Source organism: Aquabacterium sp., assembly GCF_036273115.1.
Lineage (GTDB): Bacteria > Pseudomonadota > Gammaproteobacteria > Burkholderiales > Burkholderiaceae_C > Aquabacterium.
In genome coordinates, this window is the sequence record NZ_DASUIN010000034.1 from 98,725 (window position 1) to 117,077 (window position 18,353).

Consider the following 18,353-nt stretch of genomic DNA (forward strand, 5'->3'; position numbering starts at 1 on the left):
CTGAACCTCCATGGCCCAGTACGTTTTCACCATGAACCGCGTCGGGAAGATCGTTCCCCCGAAGCGGCAAATTCTCAAAGACATCACCCTGAGCTTCTTCCCGGGCGCCAAGATTGGCGTGCTGGGCGTGAACGGCTCGGGTAAGTCCACCTTCCTGAAGATCATGGCAGGCGTGGACAAGGACATCGAGGGCGAAGCCGTCCCGATGCCTGGCATCAAGATTGGCTACCTGCCTCAAGAGCCGGAACTGAACCCCAATCAAACCGTGCGTGAAGCGGTGGAAGAAGGCATTGGTGGCGTGCTGGCCGCCAAGAAACGCCTCGATGAGGTGTATGCAGCCTACGCCGAACCCGATGCCGACTTTGATGCCCTGGCCGCAGAACAAGGCGAGCTGGAAGCCATCATCGCCGCTGCAGGTTCTGAAAACACCGACCTGCAACTGGAGCTGGCTGCGGACGCCCTGCGCCTGCCACCCTGGGATGCCATCATTGGCAATCTCTCTGGTGGCGAAAAGCGTCGCGTGGCCTTGTGCCGCCTGCTGCTGTCCAAGCCCGACATGCTGCTGCTTGACGAACCCACCAACCACTTGGACGCCGAATCAGTGGATTGGCTGGAGCAGTTCCTGCAGCGCTACAGCGGCACCGTGGTGGCCATCACCCACGATCGCTACTTCCTGGACAACGCCGCCGAGTGGATCCTCGAACTCGACCGCGGTGCCGGCCACCCCTACAAAGGCAACTATTCCGACTGGCTGGAAGCCAAGGAAAAGCGTCTGGAGCAGGAGCAGAAGACCGAAGACGCCCGCGCCAAGGCCCTGAAGCAGGAACTGGAATGGGTTCGCAAAAACACCAAGGGTCGTCAAGCCAAGAGCAAGGCTCGTCTGGCCCGCTTCGAAGAGTTGAGCGACGTCGAATACCAGAAGCGCAACGAAACGAACGAAATCTTCATCCCTGTGGCTGAGCGTCTGGGCAATGAAGTCATCGAGTTCAAGAACGTCACCAAGTCCTTTGGCGACCGTTGCTTGATCGACAACCTCTCCTTCAAGGTGCCCGCAGGCGCCATCGTCGGCATCATCGGCCCTAACGGTGCCGGTAAGTCCACGCTGTTCCGCATGATCCAGGGCGTCGAGAAACCCGACAGCGGCGAAGTCATGATCGGCAAGACCGCTCACCTGGCCTTCGTGGACCAGAGCCGTGAAGGCCTGGCGGCCGACAAGACCGTGTGGGAAGACGTCTCCGGCGGCCTCGACAACATCGTCGTGGGCAAGTTCGTGATGCCCTCGCGTGCCTACATTGGCCGCTTCAACTTCAAGGGCAACGACCAGCAGAAGCTGGTGGGCAACCTGTCGGGTGGTGAGCGCGGCCGTCTGCACCTAGCCAAGACCTTGGCCCAGGGCGGCAACGTCTTGATGCTCGACGAACCTTCCAACGACTTGGATGTTGAAACCCTGCGCGCGCTGGAAGACGCTTTGCTGGAGTTTGCCGGCAGCGCGATGATCATCTCCCACGATCGCTGGTTCCTCGACCGCATCTGTACTCACATCCTGGCCTGCGAAGGCGATTCGCAGTGGTTCTTCTTCGACGGCAACTACCAGGAGTACGAAGCCGACAAGAAGAAGCGTCTGGGTGAGGAAGGTGCTCGCCCCAAACGCGTGCGCTTCAAGCCGATTCGCTGAACCTGACAAGCCCCCATCAAATGACCCGCGTTATGCGGGTCATTTTTTTTGCCGTAACCACCGATTTCGGGGGGCCAGTTACTAGGGTTTCCGTCAGAGGGTGATTCCCCCCCCGTGACTAGAATTTGCTGCAATCTTTGAACCTCGAAGAGGTGTGTCCGTTCCTTTTTCGGGCTCACGCTGACCGGGTCTCAACCTCATGAAATGCGATGCAGCCACACATCGCAACCCCCTTACGTATTGCTGGAGACTGATTGATGCTTTCCCGGATGAACCGACTTCTGTCTTTGACTGCTGTGGCTGCCACCGTACTCACACTCGGCGGGTGCGCCTCGGTCGAACGAGCCGGCACCAACCTCGCTCTGAAGAAAATCTTTGAAGAGAAGATCACACCTCAGGTCATGAAGCTCAATGACGTCGATATGGTGTGCAACTTCTCTTATGTGAACACGCCCCTCATTTCGGCCATGCGTGGCTTTCATGGCGAACCTGACTTGATGGAAACAGTCATGCTGTCGGCCGGTGGCGTGTGCTCCGATGCACAAGCTGTCTCTGATGAACTGCGCTACCTGCGCGCGTCACGCGACAAGCGCCCCGACGAAGCCCAGGATGCCCGTATTTCGCAAAAGCGTTGGCTGGCTTTGACGGCACAACGTCAATACACCGCCTTCCTGCGCATGCAAACGCGTCTGGAAGCCAGGTACTCGTTCAAGTATGGCTCAGCCACCTGCCCTGACTTCAACCGCGACTTCGACGAGTTCGTGTACCTGATGGGCACCATCTCCGGTCTGCAAGCCATGCAGAACGACATCGCAGCGCAACAGTCGGTCGGTGTGCCCACTGACATTGCGCCCTTGGCCGATGCCGCACTGAAGTGCCTGAACAACGCCAAGTGGTGGGGCGCACCCGAAGCAGCACGCGCGACCGTCTGGAGCATCATTCCAGGCTCCGGCCAGGGCCGCGACATCAAGGGCACCTTCGACAAATCGATGACTTTGGGTGAAGCCAAGGGCGTTCGTCTGGCCCACGTGATGGCCGCCATGGCAGCGCAGTCGTCTGACGATTCCGCCACCATCCGCGAGGTCATCAAGCGCTTCGTCAACGTTCAGAGTTTCACCCCTTCGGAAGAGTATCAACTGATCGATGCCATCGCGTATCAACAGCTGATGAACATCTCCGACCGCCTGTGGACACAGAACGCAGGGACCCGTACGCCTCTGGCGAGCCTGGGCAAGTTCTGGGACGACAAGGTGGGTGGTGACGTGAATGCAGACGAATTCCTGAAGTGACATCACAGCAGGCCAGTTTGTATCACTAGGTAAATTCCCTCCCCGCGTATGTGGGAGAGAAACCCTTCGTTTTTTTCAGCAGACCGCTATAGTCCCATCGCTGGCATATCGATCACACGCGTGTTCAGATGCCAGCGCAGGATGAAAAGCAGAGGCAAAAAAATCGCCTCCATTGGCACCGAGGAGCATTCATGAAATTGGTTCAGTCTGTCGGCAAGACCGGCGCCGTGGCCCTGGCAATCTTGGGTGCCACTACCCAAGTCCAGGCCGGCCAGAAAATTTGCGTCTACGATCTGCTGGGAACTTCTGGCGACATCTACAACATGGCCAAGGACTATGCGCTGGCCATGCAAAAGCAAGGTGTTTCGCTCGACCTCAAGGGCTACACCGATGAGCGCGTGGCCACCGAAGACTTCCGCACTGGCCAGTGCGATGCCGTGATCGCCACGGCCTTCCGGACCCGTCAGTTCAACATCGTTGCTGGCTCCATCGACACGCTGGGTGCTACCACCATCGTTCGCGACGGCAAGATTGACATGCCCGCCAGCTATGACGTGGTTCGCCGCGTCATCCAGACCTACAGTGCACCCCAAGCCGGAAAACTGATGGTCGAAGGCAACTACGAAGTGGGTGGCATCGTGCCTCTGGGCGCGGCCTACCCTGTCGTGAATGACCGCAAGTTCAACACGGTGGAAGCCTTGGCTGGCAAGCGCATTGCCGCGTTCGACTACGACAAAGCCCAGGCCGTGATGATCCAGCGCATTGGCGCACAGCCCGTGTCGGCCGACATCACCAACTTCGCGACCAAGTTCAACAACGGCTCGGTGGACATGGTCGGTGCGCCATCCATGGCCTACAAGCCATTGGAGCTGCACAAGGGCATCGGCAAGAACGGTGGCATCGTGCGCTTCCCCATGCTGATCCTGACCTATCAGGTCATGCTCAACAAGACCAAGTTCCCCGAAGGTTTCGGTGGCAAGTCGCGTGAATACTGGGCAGGCCAGTTCGACCGCGCCATGCAGTTGATCAAGCAAGCCGACGCCAGCATTCCTCCCAGCACCTGGATCGAGCTGAGCTCGGAAAACTCGTACAAGTACACCCTCATGTTGCGCGAATCTCGTATCGACATCGCGCAGCAAGGTCTGTACGACAAGCGCGGCTTGAAAGTGATCAAGAAGATCCGCTGCAGCGTCAACCCGGCTGATCCGGAATGCGCAACCAAGTCTGAAGAAGACTGGAAATAAGCCTGTCCATGTGGGGCTCTCGCCCCAACCTGGCATCCGAAATGAGGGGGCTGCGGCCCCCTCTTGATTGACGGCTCAGTTGTTCGAGCCAAGTCACCTCGCCATCATGACCACCGCATCCACCTCCCGTCAGTTCCTCGGGCGAACCCTTCTTGAATGGTTCTCCAGCCTTCCCGTGTTCGCATTGCTGTTGTTGACCCTGATCATCGGCACAGGCGAGATGGTTCACGGCCAGTTGCTCAAGCTGGGCGAGTCCATGTTTGGCGACCCCGCGGCGCAAGTTCAATACTTCATGTTGCGGGCTGATCCAGTCAAACCTGACTGCGACCCCAACCCCAACATCGAAGCCGAAGTGCAAAAACAGCTGTCTGGCCCGAAATCGGCGGGTGGCGGCGACGACATTGACAACCTGTTTGGTGACGCCGAGCCAGCTGCAGCTGATCCCGCCGTCATCCGTCGCTCCGTCGAGCAGGCCAAGTCCATCTGCCAGATGAAGATGGGGCTGTATGAACGCGTGGTTCAACATCAGACCACTCAGGTCAAGATCTACCGCACGATCGAGACCAGCTTCTTTGGCTTGTTCCAGGTCGGCACGGACAACCGCCCACTGATTCTGTTGTTGATGGTGGCCATTGCTGCCATCACCACCACACTGGGCTTCCACCACATCGGCATTCGCCCAGGCCATTACACCAAGGACTACTTCGTGCAGTCCGCCAGTCAGACCGTGGCCTCGGCTCTGCTGCTGTTTTCCACCGTTCGCTACTACCAGATTCTGCAAGCGTCAGGCGTGCCGATTGAACACCCGCTGCTGCACTACATCTGGATGGGCTTGTTCGCCATCTTGCTGCTGATCAACCTCAAGCGCACGATCATGCCGGTCAAGTCGCCCAATGGCTCCGGCACCTGGGGCTCGGCCCTGCTGTCCATGCCGCTGTATGCCCAGATGGGTACCGTGGCTGGTCTGTACTTCCTCTACAAGGGTCACCATGCAGGTCTGGCCATCTACATCAACCAGTTGATGGAACTGCCCAGCATCTTCATGAACCTGGGCCTGTTCATCTGGTCAGGCATGCTGCTCAAGCAAAGCCGTGTGGTTGACTTGTTCATGGACGTGCTGCGCCCGTGGAGCCTGTCGCCTCAGTTGCTGACCTACATCATCTTGTTGGCTGCTGCCGTGGCCACGGCGTACACCGGCGCATCCGGTATCTTCGTGATCGCCGCTGGCGGCATCATTTATCACGAGGTCCGCGCATCGGGTGGCTCACGTCAGTTCGCACTGGCTGCCACGGCCATGTCGGGTTCGCTGGGCGTGGTGCTGCGCCCGTGCTTGCTGGTGGTGCTGATCGCGGCACTGAACAAGCAGGTGACCACCAATGGCCTGTATCACTGGGGCTTCTATGTGTTCCTGCTGACGTCCACGCTGTTCTTCCTGGCCTCGCAAATGCTGCGCAAGGAAAAGTCGAACATCGAGGCCTTCGGCGTGGCCATCCCCGCGATGCTGCGACAAATGATTCCCACTCTGCCCTACGTGGCCGTCGTGGTGATCGTGGTTGCCCTGTATGAGTACCTGCTCGACACCAAGCTCAACGAAATCACGGCGCCGACCATCATGCCGGTCATGCTGCTGATCATCCTGGTGTTCGACAAGTTCACCAACAAGGGCAAAGCTGAACTGACACCCGACTACGCCAGCCACCGTCAAGTGGGCGTGGAGAAGTCGATCCGCTATGCAACCAACGAAACCATCGGCCACATTGGTGCCCTGTTGAGCCTGATGACCCTGTCTCTGGCCATGGGCGGCGTGATCGAACGCTCGGAAGTCATGAGCTACGCACCGAAGGTGTTTGACAGCCACTGGACTGCCATGGCGTTCCTGGTGGTCACCAAGGTGTTGCTGGGCATGATCATGGATCCGTTCGGCGCCGTGGTTCTGGTGTCGGGCACTCTGGCTCCGATCGCCTACAACAACGGCATTGAGCCCCTGCACTTCTGGATGATGGTGCTGGTGGCGTTCGAACTGGGCTACCTGCTGCCTCCCGTGGCCATCAACCAGATCCTGACCCGTCAGGTCATCGGCGAAGACGAAGTCGAGCTGGCGGACAAGGAAGTCGCCAACCAAGGCTTCTACCGTCGCTACGAGCGTTGGATCTTGCCTTTGGTGGTGATGACGATCGGTCTGGTCGTGGTCTCGTTCGGCCCGCTCGCGGTTCACGACTACCCGTCGCTGCAGTTCATTGCCGATTGGTTTACGCCAGTGCACGCAAACTGACCGCTGATCAGCTGCCATGAAAAACGGCGAGGCCTTTCGAGGCACTCGCCGTTTTTTTATCTGAAGCAGCCAGACAAGGACCGCGGCTCCTGGCGCCTGTTGCGACTCGTGCTGCGGCGGAATCAGAACTTGTATTCGGGATTGGATGGCCGGAATTCGTTATCGGCCAGGCTTCGGGCCAGGGCGTTGTCGATGATCATGCGTTCACGCAGTTTGCCGTCGTCATCCCAAGTCTCGATGGTTCGAACATAGACCTTGCGCAGATCAAACCCGAGCCGAACCTTCTTACCGTAGTAGGCAGGGCGACCACCCGGCCGCTCCCATGTCACCTGGATCATGCGACGTCCTGCTTCCGGCACCACCTCCACCCGCGAAGGCCGCCCAGAACCGCCGGACTTCAGCCAGCGATCGGTGTCCGCCGCAAATTTCTCGGCGAGATATGGTGGCCCGAGATCGCGCAATGAATGGTTCGAGCTGATTTTGGCCAGGGAACTGTTAAGTGATAGCCAAAACGGCTGAATGCCCAGCAAACCACCAGCGTGGCCATAAACACGGTCTTTATCGACGGTCTCGTCGTAGATGACCTCTGCGCCAGCCTCAGGCCCCCCCTCCAGCCAACTGACATACACCTGCCGGGGTTGATGTCGGTACTTGATGTAATTGACAAAGGGCTGCTCGGTCCAGCCCTGGGGAAGGCGCTCCTGGCGTCGCACCCAGAATTCAGCTTCTCGATACAACTGAGCACTGAGTTTCAGGAAAGCAGCGTACGTGCTGACGGACATGTTCTTGAAGAACCATACCAGCATGTCATCGGGCAAACCGAGCAGCTTTTCCGTCTTGAACCATTGAGCCAGTTCACGCGCCTGGTCTTCAGGCGCGGTCGACTCAAAACTCAGAGGCCCTTTTTGCGCGAGCGCCGAGTTGGGCACAGCAGACAAAAAACCTGCCGCAGCAAACGCCATTGCCAGAACGTTCATGCGTCGTCTGGACACAACCCGGGACATCTGCACTCCTTATTTAACTTCTGTATCAGGCACAGCTTCGACTGATGGTATGGTCAGCCGCATGCGCCATTTTTCTGAATTGTGGATGACTTTCGTACCGAACTATCCCCCCGAACAAGAGGGAAGCGCTCACCCTAGATCAGGGCTTACCCCAAAAAGTACCGCTCTGGCAACGGCCTTGGTCTTCTTTCTGAGCGGCTGCGGTACGACCCGACAGGCCCCTCCAGGTTCCCCGGCAAACGTCGGCAACACAGGCTCGCCCCCCGCAGCGGCACTTGGCCCGGCCACCGCTGCGGCCAGTGCGCCGGCTAGCGCACAAGCGCCGTCCAGCCTTCCAGCCTTCGATCAGGTCACCAAGGGCGCCGACCGGCAAGATGGCCTGATCCCGATCTGGAAGAAACAGGACAAGGTTCTTTTCGAAATTGCGCCCGAGATGTTGGGCAAGCCAATGTTCCTCTCCCCCAAGTTGGCCACGGGCTTGGGTGAAGCGGGTTTTTTTGGCGGTTTGATGCAAAGCCGTTGGGCTCAAATGGGCCGCCCTCAGTGGGTGGAATTCCGCAAGGTCCAACAGCAAATCCAGATGGTCGCGGTGAACGCGGCATTCACCGCTCAGGCTGGCACCCCCGCTGCGCGCGCCGTGGACGCGGCGTTTTCGCCCAGCTTGCTGAGCAGTGCGCCCATTCTGACTGCAGCCCACGCCAAGTCTGGCGCAGTGCTGGTTGATTCTCAGGCCCTGTTCATCACCGATCTGTTGGGCCTGGCCCCACAGTTGCAGCGCACCTACCGGCAGGCCTATGCCTTTGACGCAAAGAACTCCAGCTTGACTGAAACACGCCCTGAAAAAGACGGCTTGTTTCTAGAGGTTCAACATCACTTTGGCACCGCCAATCTGGCACAACCCACCGGCGCGCCTGGCCCTGCGCCAAGCTACCCGGTATCGGTGCCAGACCCTCGCAGCCTGTTTGTGACGGTGCATTACAGCCTGACCCCTCTGCCAGCCAAAGCCATGGTGCCACGGCCGGCCGATCAACGTGTGGGCTACTTCACCACCACCATTGCCGATTTCAGCAATGATCTGTCTCGCAGCCCTCGCAAGCGCTTCATCAACCGTTGGCCGTTAGAGAAGAAAGACCCTGGCGCAGCCAAGTCAGAGCCAGTCAAGCCCATCACCTTCTGGCTGGACCCCAGCATCCCTGTGGCCTACCGCGGCGCGATCAAAGCCGGCGTACTTGAGTGGAACAAGGCCTTTGAGGCAATTGGTTTCATCAATGCCATCGAGGCCAAGGAGGCTCCCGCCGACCAGCCTTTTGACACCTTGGCCACAGGCCATGCTGCCATTCGCTGGATGACCAATGCGCAGCCACGCTTTGGCGCCATTGGCCCCACCCACGTCGACCCACGGTCGGGAGAAATTCTGGACGCCAACATCGCACTGGAGAGTCTGTCGACACGAGGCATTCGTGCCATTCGCAGCCAGTTCATGGATGATGGTGGTGACAACAGCGCCAAGCTCGATCAATGTGAGCATGGTGCTCGCGGTGCCGAGCAACTCGACTTCGCACTGGATCTGCAGGCTGTCCATGCTGGCTTGGCCCCGGACAGCCCGGAAGTCGAAGCATTCGTGCTGGCCTATTTGAAAGACACCACCATGCACGAGGTGGGCCACACACTGGGCCTGCGCCACAACTTCCGAGCCTCGCGCTGGCGCACCAATGCTGAGCTGAATGACCTGGAGTTGACCGAGAAATACGGCAACAGTGCCTCGGTCATGGACTATGCCCCGATCAACCTGGCCTTGCCCGGACAAAAGGCTGGAGCCCCATTCCAGACGACCTTGGGGCCGTATGACTACTGGGCCATTGAATACGGCTACAAGCCTGTGGCAGAAGGCAAGGAAGGCGAGCAAGCGCTTCGAGAGTTGGCCCAGCGCAGCGACGATCCAGCCCATGCCTGGGATCTGGCCTTTGGGTCTGACGAAGATTCTGCATTCGGCCTCGACCCGGAGAGCCTGACCTTCGACTTGGGGCGAGACCCCATCGCCTTCGCCCAGACCCGCATGGCGATCGTGAAGTCTCACCTCGATACCCAGGCACGACGTCAGCTCGCTGCAGACGAATCGCCCGCCGATTTGCGCCGCAGCGTGGCCTACGCTTTGCGGGAGCTCGGCCGTACTGCCGGGATCCTGCAACGTCAGGTCGGCGGTTTGATCACACGCCGGGATGGCCCCCTGAGCAAACGCGATCTGCTGGAGCCGTTGCCTGCCGCGCATCAACGCAAGGCCTTGGACTTGTTGATTCAGTCCTACCTGTCAACAGACGCCATCGTCATCCCCGCTTCGCTGCAACGACGTCTTGCCCCTGACTATCTCGAGCGAGCAGATGCCAGCCAGGAGGATGCCGCTGGCGCCGTGGCCACCGACTTCTCTGTGGCAGACCAGATGCTCCAACGTCAGCGCGAGGTACTGGCCTTCCTGATGAGCGAAGGGCTGGCCGACCGCTTGAGCGACAACCTCGACAAGGTTCGCGACCGCGAGAAGAATGGACTGGACGCCCGCGAACTGCACCAGCGCGTACACCAGGCCATCTGGTCGGCAAAGAACGTGGGGGCTGACCAGGCCGCCTGGCAGCGCAATCTGCAGCGCGAATACGTGAATCGGCTCTCCGTGATCTTGCTGCGCGCCGCCACGGTACGGGCCGACACGCGCGCCACCATTCGCGAGCAAGCCAAAGCCACTGTGCGCACACTCAAGCAGCCGCTTCGCCATGCGTCCGCATCGGCAGCCGAACAAGCTGCGTGGGAAGCCCACCGGGCCGACTGCCTCGAGACACTGGAACGCGCACTGCAAGCCAGTGTGATCCGCGCCACCCCCTGAGGGGGTGCATCACCCATCGGAGCGCTCAGCCCGATGGGTGATCGAGGAGACAATAGAGCCCTGTCTCTCGCACCGTCACTCATGGATTTGCCTCAACTGTTCTCCGCCTCTGGCCCCCTGGCTCGTGCCTTCGAGGGCTACTGTGTGCGCATCGAACAGATCGAAATGTCGCAAGCCATCCTCGAAGCCATTCGCGAGTCGAAGACCGTGGTGCTCGAGGCAGGCACCGGCGTAGGCAAAACCGCGGCCTATCTGGTGCCCTCGCTTCTGGAAGGGGGCAAGGTCATCATCTCAACGGGCACCAAGGCCCTGCAAGACCAGCTCTACCACCGAGATCTGCCCGCCGTGCGCGATGCCCTGGCTGTGCCCGTCAAGACGGCTTTGCTCAAGGGCCGCAGCAACTACCTGTGCTGGCACCACCTCGACCGCACCAATCAGGACGCCACCTTGCTGGCCAGCCGCCAGGAGGTGAAGGACCTCAGCCTGATCAACCGCTTCATTCACCTCAGCCAGACCGGCGACAAGGCGGAATGCCCGTCTGTGCCCGAACATGCCAGCATCTGGGCTCGGGTCACATCGACACGGGAAAACTGTCTCGGCAGCGAGTGCCAGCGTTACAACGACTGCTTCGTCATGAAAGCACGTCGCGAAGCACAAGATGCGGATGTGGTCGTCGTGAACCACCACCTGTTTTTTGCCGACCTGATGCTGCGTGAGGAAGGGGTACCGGAGTTGCTCCCCACCGCGCAGACCATCATCTTCGACGAAGCCCATCAGTTGCCTGACACTGCCACACTGTTTTTTGGCGACACGCTGTCATCAGCTCAGCTGCTGGACTTCTTGCGAGACGCCTTGGCCACCGGCATGGCTCAAGCGCGCGATGCGGCCCATTGGCCCGATTTGCTGGCCCCACTGGATCGAGCGACCCGTGATTTACGCCTGAGCTTTGGCGGCCAGACGCAGAGGCTGTCACACGCCCAACTGGGAGCAGACCACCCGCTCTACGCCACGATGGAACGCTTGCGCGATGCCTTGTATGAAGTCGACGAGGTACTGGAAACCCAAGCCGAGCGCAGCCCCGAACTCAAGCAACTACACAGAAGAGCCCAGGCCTTGCGTCAGAACCTGATCGCCTGGGGCGCCCCGGAGCGCAGCAATGAACCCGAGTTGTGCTGGGTCGATGTGAGCACCCACGGCATTCAATTGCATCGCACACCCATCTCTGTCGCCGACGTGTTCAGGCGCCAGCGCTTGGGCGACGCCAGCGAACATGTCGGTGAAGAGAACGCGGCCTCGTCACACGGGGCGACCGAGGCCGATCCGGACTCACATCGGCCTGCCCCACCCCAGCGCGCATGGATTTTCACCTCGGCCACCCTGGCCGTGAAAAACAACTTCAGCCACTTCACAGAAGGGCTGGGGCTGGAAGACGCCACCTGCGCATCCTGGGCCAGCCCTTACGACTACCCCTCGCAGGCCATGCTGTATGTGCCTCAGCACTTGCCTGCGCCCAACCACCCCGATCACACACAAGCGGTGGTGGATGCGGCCTTGCCATTGATTGAAGCCAACCGAGGCCGTGCCTTTGTGCTGTGTACTAGCTTGCGTGCCGTGGGCAAGGCCACCGAACGGCTCAAGCAAATCGCCAAGGAACGCGACTGGCCTTATCCCATCTTGCAGCAAGGCGATGCGCCCCGCCCCACCTTGCTGGAAGACTTCCGCCGAGCGGGCAACGCCGTCCTGGTGGGCAGTCACAGCTTCTGGGAAGGCATCGACGTCAAAGGCGATGCCCTGACCCTGGTCGTGATCGACAAGCTGCCCTTTGCGCCGCCTGACGATCCCGTGCTGGCCAAACGCCTCGAATTGCTTGAGAAAAATGGTGGCAACCCATTCATGGAACACCAGGTTCCCCAGGCCATCATTGCGTTGAAGCAAGGCGCTGGTCGACTGATTCGCAGTGAAACCGACCGAGGGGTGCTGATGATTGGCGACACGCGCCTGATTGATCGCCCCTATGGACGCCGCATCTGGCAAAGCCTGCCCCCCATGAAGCGCACCCGAGTGGAAGCCGACGTGGTCGACTTCCTTCGCACGTTGTGAAGCAAGCGCCCCGGCGCGCAGGCGAGGGTCAGATTTCCAGGTTGTCGATCAGACGGGTGTGGCCCAGCTTGGCTGCGACCAAAGCCACCAGCGGCTCTTGACCCAACAGTTGCTCGGCAGTCGGAGGCAACAGATCGAACTGGCGACGCAAAGTCATGTAGTCCGGCTTCCAGCCGCGCTCGGCCAGTACCGCCATGGCGCTGGACTCGCTTTGAGCCAACCACGCCGCCGCATCGATCTGGGTTTGTCCGCTGGCACGCAGGTCATGCACTGTCGACTGGATGGCTTTGAGGCCTCGAATCAAAGCCAAAGCCTCAGCCCGCTCGGCGTCACTCAGGTATCCATTGCGAGAAGACAGCGCCAGGCCTTCTGCAGAGCGCGTGGTCTCGCCCGCGATGATCTCGATGGGCAAGGCCATCTGCCGCACCATGGTGCGGATGATCATGAGCTGCTGGTAGTCCTTCTTGCCAAAGAAGGCCACGCGAGGCCCCACGATGTTGAAGAGCTTGTGCACCACTGTGCACACACCGGTGAAGAAGCCTGGACGGAACTCGCCTTCCAGCAAATTGGCCAAAGTATCCGGCGGCACCACCTTGTAGCCCTGCGGCTCGGGGTACAGCTCGGCCTCGTCTGGCGCAAACAAGATGTCGCAGCCAGCGCCTTCGAGCAGCTGCGCATCGCGCTCCAGCGTGCGGGGGTAGCGATCGAAATCTTCGTTCGGCCCGAATTGCAGGCGGTTGACGAAGATGGACGCCACCACGGGGCTGTCGGTACCTGACACGTGCGCCTTGGCGCGACGAATCAGGTCCAGATGGCCCTCGTGCAGGTTACCCATGGTGGGCACAAAAGCGGGCGCGTGCTGGCGGGCGGCCAAAGCCGCACGCAGCTCGGAAATACTGTGAATGATGCGCATGCGTTAAAAAGCGGAATCAGTAGGCGTGAAGGGTCTCGTCTGGGAAGCTGCCGTCCTTGACGGACGCCACATAACGACGAATGGCATCTTCAATGGAACCACCCTCGGCCATGAAGTTGCGTACAAAGCGGGGTAGCTTGCCTCGGGTGACGTTCAGCATGTCGTGCAAGACCAGCACTTGACCTGCTGTGGTCGAACCGGCACCAATCCCAATCGTCATCATGCCGGGGTTGTCCGCTTGAACCTGAGCCGCCACCGCAGAGGGCATCAACTCCAGCACCATCATGGCTGCGCCGGCTTGCGCGAGTTCACGGGCATGACGACGCATGGTTTCCGCGCCAGCCTCGTCGCGGCCTTGAATGCGATAGCCGCCCAGCGCGTGCACACTCTGAGGGGTCAGGCCCAGGTGGGCGCAAACAGGAATACCGCGTTCGGTCAGGAAGTGAACCGTTTCAGCGGTCCAGCCTCCGCCTTCCAGCTTGACCATGTGGGCTCCAGCCTGCATCAGGGCCACGCTGGAGCGCAGGGCTTGTTCCTTGCCTTCCTGGTAGCTGCCAAAGGGCAGGTCACCCACCACCCAGGCGGTTCGATTGCCTTGGGCCACACAACGGGTGTGATAGACCATTTGCTCCAACGTCACTGGCACGGTACTGGATGCACCTTGCACCAGCATGCCCAGTGAATCTCCCACAAGCAAACAGTCCACGCCACATTCATCCGACAGCCGCGCAAACGTTGCGTCGTAGCTGGTCAGCATGGTGATCTTCTCGCCCTGCGCATGCATCTCCCGGAGGCGATGCAGGGTCACGGGCTTGCGGGCAGGGTTGGCTACAGCAGAAGCGCTCATCGGTGTGATCCTCTCAGTGCGGCGATTCTAGGCCCATCAAGCCACTGCGCCAGCCCAAGCGCGATCCCACTGACGCAAAGAGGGACTCACGCCTGTTTCTGCAGCCCCTTGAACAGCCAACTGCTGGCTCGGTAAGTTTGAGATTTGAGCTGGTCCCTGAAATCATTGGCCGCCACCGGCGCGGGAGCCATGCCCAAGCGGCCAAGTGGCCCACGCATGTGGTGGTTGAACATCAAGGCGCGCAAACGATGCGCCGACTCTTGATGGTTGAAGAAAATGGACAACGAAATGGAGACATCGTCAGGCCCATTCTTCACATGGTGCCCCGCCAGGAACGGAATGTGAATGGCCTCGCCAGGCTCAAAATGGAAGTCATGCCCCAGGGCGGCATGTTCAGGTTTCCAAGCCGGATTGCCCTCGTATGCCAGACGACGTTCGCTCTCTTCTTGCGTCACCACGCGTTCATCCCAAGGCGGAAACACCGTGACCGTTTTGCTGCCTCGAATTTGAAGCAAAAAATTGGATGCCCGATCAATGTGGAACGGGGTCACGCTGTTGGGTGACGACACAAACAGGAACAGCATCGGGTTGAGTACCCTGCTCCCCCAGCCGCGGCGGCCAATCACCTCTCGGATGTCATCGATCAATGCCGCGTGGATGTCCTTGAACTCAGGGCTGATCTCGGGCTCTCGAACCATGATGTACGAGTTCGAGGTGCGCATGTTCTCGATGGTGTCCTCGATCGACAGGCCATTGGGATGGTCCTTGGGCGCGCGATCGAAGTTGTCTTGCGTTCTAAGCAGCCCCTTGGAATAGAACACGTGCTTTTCAGGCAAGCTGGGAATGAACTTGCAAAGACTCTCCAGCGTCAAGACCGGCTGATCGAGCAACTGATGCCGGAATTTGTAAGCCAACCGATCATGGAGTTCGAACGGGGCATCATCAACCAGGCACTTCAACATCAACAACATCCTTGGGCGCAAGCCCGCACCAATGCGGGGCATGAGCGGATGTTAGTCAGCCGTATGAGTTGGCCACAGTGAATAAGTCACGTGTCGACCAGATGGATGAGGCACCCCCTCAAACAGGGTGGATCAGGCTGGTTGATAGGCCAGACGGACGTAAATGGGCGCGAACGCCTCGGCCTGCGTGATCTCCAGCAGACGCTCCTTGGCCAGCTCCAGCATGGCAATGAAGGTCACGACCATGACCGGGGCGCCACGGGTCACGTCAAAGAGGTCTTCAAACTCGACGAAGCGCTTGCCTTGCAAGGTACGCAGAACAATGCCCATGTGCTCACGCACCGACAGTTCTTCACGAGAAATATGGTGGTGGGTATGCAGCTTCGCGCGCTGCAGGATGTCTCGCCAGGCATCACGCAAGTCATCCAGGCTGACATCCGGGTGACGTACACGCACGGTCGGGTCGTTGTGGACCTGCACACGCAGGAAATCGCGCCCCAACAATGGCACCTGATCCAGCTTGGCCGCCGCCAGCTTCATTTGCTCGTACTCGATCAGGCGACGGACCAGTTCGGCACGTGGGTCTTCCGCTTCCTCGCCCTCTTCGGTTTTCTTGGGCGGCAACAGCATGCGGGATTTGATCTCGATGAGCATCGCTGCCATCAGCAGGTACTCGGAGGCCAACTCCAGGTTGCGCTTGCGGATCTGGTCCACATAGTTCAGATATTGCCGGGTCACATCGGCCAGCGGAATATCGAGAATGTTGAAGTTCTGCTTGCGAATCAGATACAGCAACAGATCCAGAGGCCCTTCAAAGGTCTCCAGAAAGACTTCCAAGGCGTCAGGCGGGATGTAGAGATCCTGCGGCATGGCGAACAAAGGCTCACCATACAGCCGCGCCACCGCCACGTTGTCAACGAGCTCGGGCACACCCTGCTCGTCCAACGGGGCGGATGCCTGGACGGAAGTCGGTTCGATCGACACAGCTCAGAAAGGCTCAGCCTTTGGTCTGATACACGTAGGCGTTCTGAGCCACACGGGCTTCAGCGTACTCTTGCTGAGCCTGGCGATCAATGGGCTTGTCCCACAGCAAAGCGCGACCCTGACGCTGGCGCTCCTCGAGTTGCGGATCACGCTGCTTGAGGCTGTCAATGAACTGGGTAACGTCAGACTTGTAGGGCTTCCAGAAAAGAGGCATGGCAGGCACCAGAAAACAGTTAAGCCTGCCATTTTATCGGTCTGAATCATGCGCGCCAGCCCGATGAGGCGGACAATGATATTTATGCAAGAAATCGAGCTCAAATTTCAGATTCCAGATTCATCTCTGGAAACCGTGCTATCGGCCCTGAATCACCTGCCCGACCGTCCCCCGGTTCAACGCCTGCAAGCGGCTTATTTCGACACCCAGAGCCGCAAGCTCGCACGCGCCCATGCCGCCTTGCGCGTCAGGCAGGAAGACGACGAATGGGTTCAAACGCTCAAAGCGGCTGCAGCCAACCCGATGATCCGCCTGGAAGACAACGTCGCGGCAACACCGCCACGCCCTGGCGACGTCATTGAGCCCGATTTGTCGCGCCACCACGGCGATGCACGCATCGCCTTACAACGCGACCTGGGTTGGCAACCTGAAAGTGATCCACAAGGCCGCCACTGCGGTCTGATTCAACTGTATCGAACCGACATGCTGCGCCATCGGGCTGAACTGCAGGTCATGGGCCCTGATGGCCACAGCCTGGGATGGGTCGAGTTGGCTGTCGACCTTGGCAGCATTCATGCCGGATCACAAAGCCTGCGCGTTCAAGAGCTCGAAGTCGAGCTGGTCAGCGGCAAGCCGGAAGCCGTGCTCGCCTGCGGCCGTGACTGGAGCGAACGATTCGGTCTGTGGCTGGATGTTCAAACGAAAGCCCACCGAGGCGACCAACTGGCCCGACAGGCCGCCACCAACACCTTCGCGCCCACCAAGCCAGCCCGACCTCGCTCCAAAGCCCCGACCTGGGCCGCCGCGCTGCATGCCGTGACCACACAAATCTGCTTCAACATGAGCGAGCTGGCTGCTCCCAGCCATCCCGGCGAGTTCGACAAACGGCCGTGGCAGCATGCGTGGCTGGTGGGCTTGCGCCGGCTGACCTTTTTGTTGCGCAACGTCGCAGAGCAACAGGGATTGCGTCAACGCGCCTGGCATCTGTTTCAACAAGGCAGACAGAGGACCGCCCCCCAATGCCTGCCACTGGCTCGCTCGCACCTGGCCTCGTCGATCTGCATCGACTTGATCGCGCTCAGCCTGAAAGCCGACGCCACCGAAGCTCCCTGAGCTCAACGCGGCACTGAGCGCCAAGGCAATAAAAAAGCCGCCCGGCTTGCACCTGGGCGGCTTTTGCTGACATGACGCCGGCTTACACCGGCTCCAGATCAGTTCTTCGACTGGTCAACCAGCTTGTTCTTGGCGATCCAAGGCATCATGGCGCGCAGCTCGGCACCGACGGTCTCGATGGGGTGAGCAGCGTTCAGACGACGACGAGCGGTCATGCTTGGATAGTTGGTACGGCCTTCCAGAATGAACATCTTGGCGTATTCGCCAGTCTGGATGCGCTTCAGAGCGTTGCGCATGGCTTCGCGCGACTTCTCGTTGATCACTTCGGTACCGGTCACGTACTCACCATACTCGGCGTTGTTCGAGATGGAGTAGTTCATGTTGGCGATGCCGCCTTCGTACATCAGGTCGACGATCAGCTTCAGCTCGTGCAGGCACTCGAAGTAAGCCATTTCAGGAGCGTAACCAGCTTCCACCAGCGTTTCGAAGCCCATCTTGACCAGTTCCACAGCGCCACCGCACAGAACGGCTTGTTCGCCGAACAGGTCGGTTTCGGTTTCTTCGCGGAAGTTGGTCTCGATCACGCCACCCTTGGTGCCGCCGTTGGCAGCAGCGTAGGACAGTGCGATGTCCTTGGCCTTGCCGGTCTTGTCCTGGAACACGGCGATCAGGGACGGAACGCCGCCGCCCTTGAGGTATTCGGAGCGCACGGTGTGGCCCGGGCCCTTGGGGGCGACCATGATCACGTCGAGGTCGGCGCGCGGCACAACCTGGTTGTAATGCACGTTGAAACCGTGCGCGAAAGCCAGTGCAGCACCAGCCTTGATATTCGGGGCAACTTCTTTGTTGTAAACGTCGGGGATG

Annotated in this window: 14 protein-coding genes; 7 read left to right on the top strand and 7 right to left on the bottom strand. The window is 59.7% G+C overall.

Going from position 1 to position 18,353, the window contains the following annotated elements:
• Positions 1–10: 10 nt before the first annotated feature.
• From ettA to VFW72_RS15855, 4 genes are all read left to right on the top strand, one after another.
• Positions 11–1,675, top strand: a complete 1,665-nt coding sequence (gene ettA / locus VFW72_RS15840; RefSeq protein WP_329675253.1) for an energy-dependent translational throttle protein EttA — start codon at positions 11–13, stop codon at positions 1,673–1,675.
• Between the two features lie 269 nt (positions 1,676–1,944).
• A complete protein-coding gene (locus VFW72_RS15845) occupies positions 1,945–2,964 on the top strand; it encodes a hypothetical protein (protein WP_329675254.1) in 1,020 nt (339 codons plus the stop codon).
• 191 nt (positions 2,965–3,155) lie between these two features.
• Complete coding sequence (locus VFW72_RS15850) at positions 3,156–4,208, top strand: putative solute-binding protein (protein WP_329675255.1); 1,053 nt, start codon at positions 3,156–3,158, stop codon at positions 4,206–4,208.
• 106 nt (positions 4,209–4,314) lie between these two features.
• Positions 4,315–6,480 carry a TRAP transporter large permease subunit gene (locus VFW72_RS15855; protein ID WP_329675256.1) on the top strand — a complete coding sequence of 722 codons (2,166 nt, stop codon included), beginning with the start codon at positions 4,315–4,317 and terminating at the stop codon, positions 6,478–6,480.
• Between the two features lie 122 nt (positions 6,481–6,602).
• Here the strand turns inward: VFW72_RS15855 and VFW72_RS15860 are convergent, their stop codons facing one another.
• Positions 6,603–7,457 (bottom strand): DUF1571 domain-containing protein, encoded by an 855-nt coding sequence (locus tag VFW72_RS15860; RefSeq protein ID WP_329675257.1) that lies wholly within the window; start codon positions 7,455–7,457, stop codon positions 6,603–6,605.
• Between the two features lie 205 nt (positions 7,458–7,662).
• On the opposite strand from VFW72_RS15860, the gene VFW72_RS15865 reads away from it, so the two are divergent.
• Positions 7,663–10,356 (top strand): zinc-dependent metalloprotease, encoded by a 2,694-nt coding sequence (locus tag VFW72_RS15865; protein WP_329675258.1) that lies wholly within the window; start codon positions 7,663–7,665, stop codon positions 10,354–10,356.
• A 33-nt stretch (positions 10,357–10,389) separates the two neighbouring features.
• Positions 10,390–12,456 carry an ATP-dependent DNA helicase gene (locus VFW72_RS15870; RefSeq protein ID WP_414638820.1) on the top strand — a complete coding sequence of 689 codons (2,067 nt, stop codon included), beginning with the start codon at positions 10,390–10,392 and terminating at the stop codon, positions 12,454–12,456.
• Between the two features lie 28 nt (positions 12,457–12,484).
• On the opposite strand, the gene panC is transcribed toward VFW72_RS15870, so the two are convergent.
• From panC to VFW72_RS15895, 5 genes are all read right to left on the bottom strand, one after another.
• Positions 12,485–13,369, bottom strand: a complete 885-nt coding sequence (gene panC, locus VFW72_RS15875) for a pantoate--beta-alanine ligase (RefSeq protein WP_329675260.1) — start codon at positions 13,367–13,369, stop codon at positions 12,485–12,487.
• Between the two features lie 16 nt (positions 13,370–13,385).
• On the bottom strand, positions 13,386–14,216 hold the full coding sequence (panB, locus tag VFW72_RS15880) for a 3-methyl-2-oxobutanoate hydroxymethyltransferase (RefSeq protein ID WP_329675261.1): 831 nt from the start codon (positions 14,214–14,216) through the stop codon (positions 13,386–13,388).
• An 86-nt stretch (positions 14,217–14,302) separates the two neighbouring features.
• A complete protein-coding gene (locus VFW72_RS15885) occupies positions 14,303–15,178 on the bottom strand; it encodes a cupin-like domain-containing protein (RefSeq protein ID WP_329675262.1) in 876 nt (291 codons plus the stop codon).
• Between the two features lie 132 nt (positions 15,179–15,310).
• Entirely contained in the window at positions 15,311–16,048 is a 738-nt protein-coding gene (locus tag VFW72_RS15890) for a segregation and condensation protein A (RefSeq protein ID WP_414638821.1), read from the bottom strand.
• Between the two features lie 127 nt (positions 16,049–16,175).
• Positions 16,176–16,376, bottom strand: a complete 201-nt coding sequence (locus VFW72_RS15895; RefSeq protein ID WP_329675263.1) for a DUF3460 family protein — start codon at positions 16,374–16,376, stop codon at positions 16,176–16,178.
• Positions 16,377–16,451: 75 nt separating this feature from the next.
• Here VFW72_RS15895 and VFW72_RS15900 point away from each other — a divergent pair, with 75 nt between their 5' ends.
• Complete coding sequence (locus VFW72_RS15900) at positions 16,452–17,489, top strand: CYTH domain-containing protein (protein WP_329675264.1); 1,038 nt, start codon at positions 16,452–16,454, stop codon at positions 17,487–17,489.
• Between the two features lie 98 nt (positions 17,490–17,587).
• Here the strand turns inward: VFW72_RS15900 and ilvC are convergent.
• On the bottom strand, positions 17,588–18,353 hold a 766-nt coding region (gene ilvC / locus VFW72_RS15905), incomplete at its 5' end, for a ketol-acid reductoisomerase (RefSeq protein WP_329675265.1).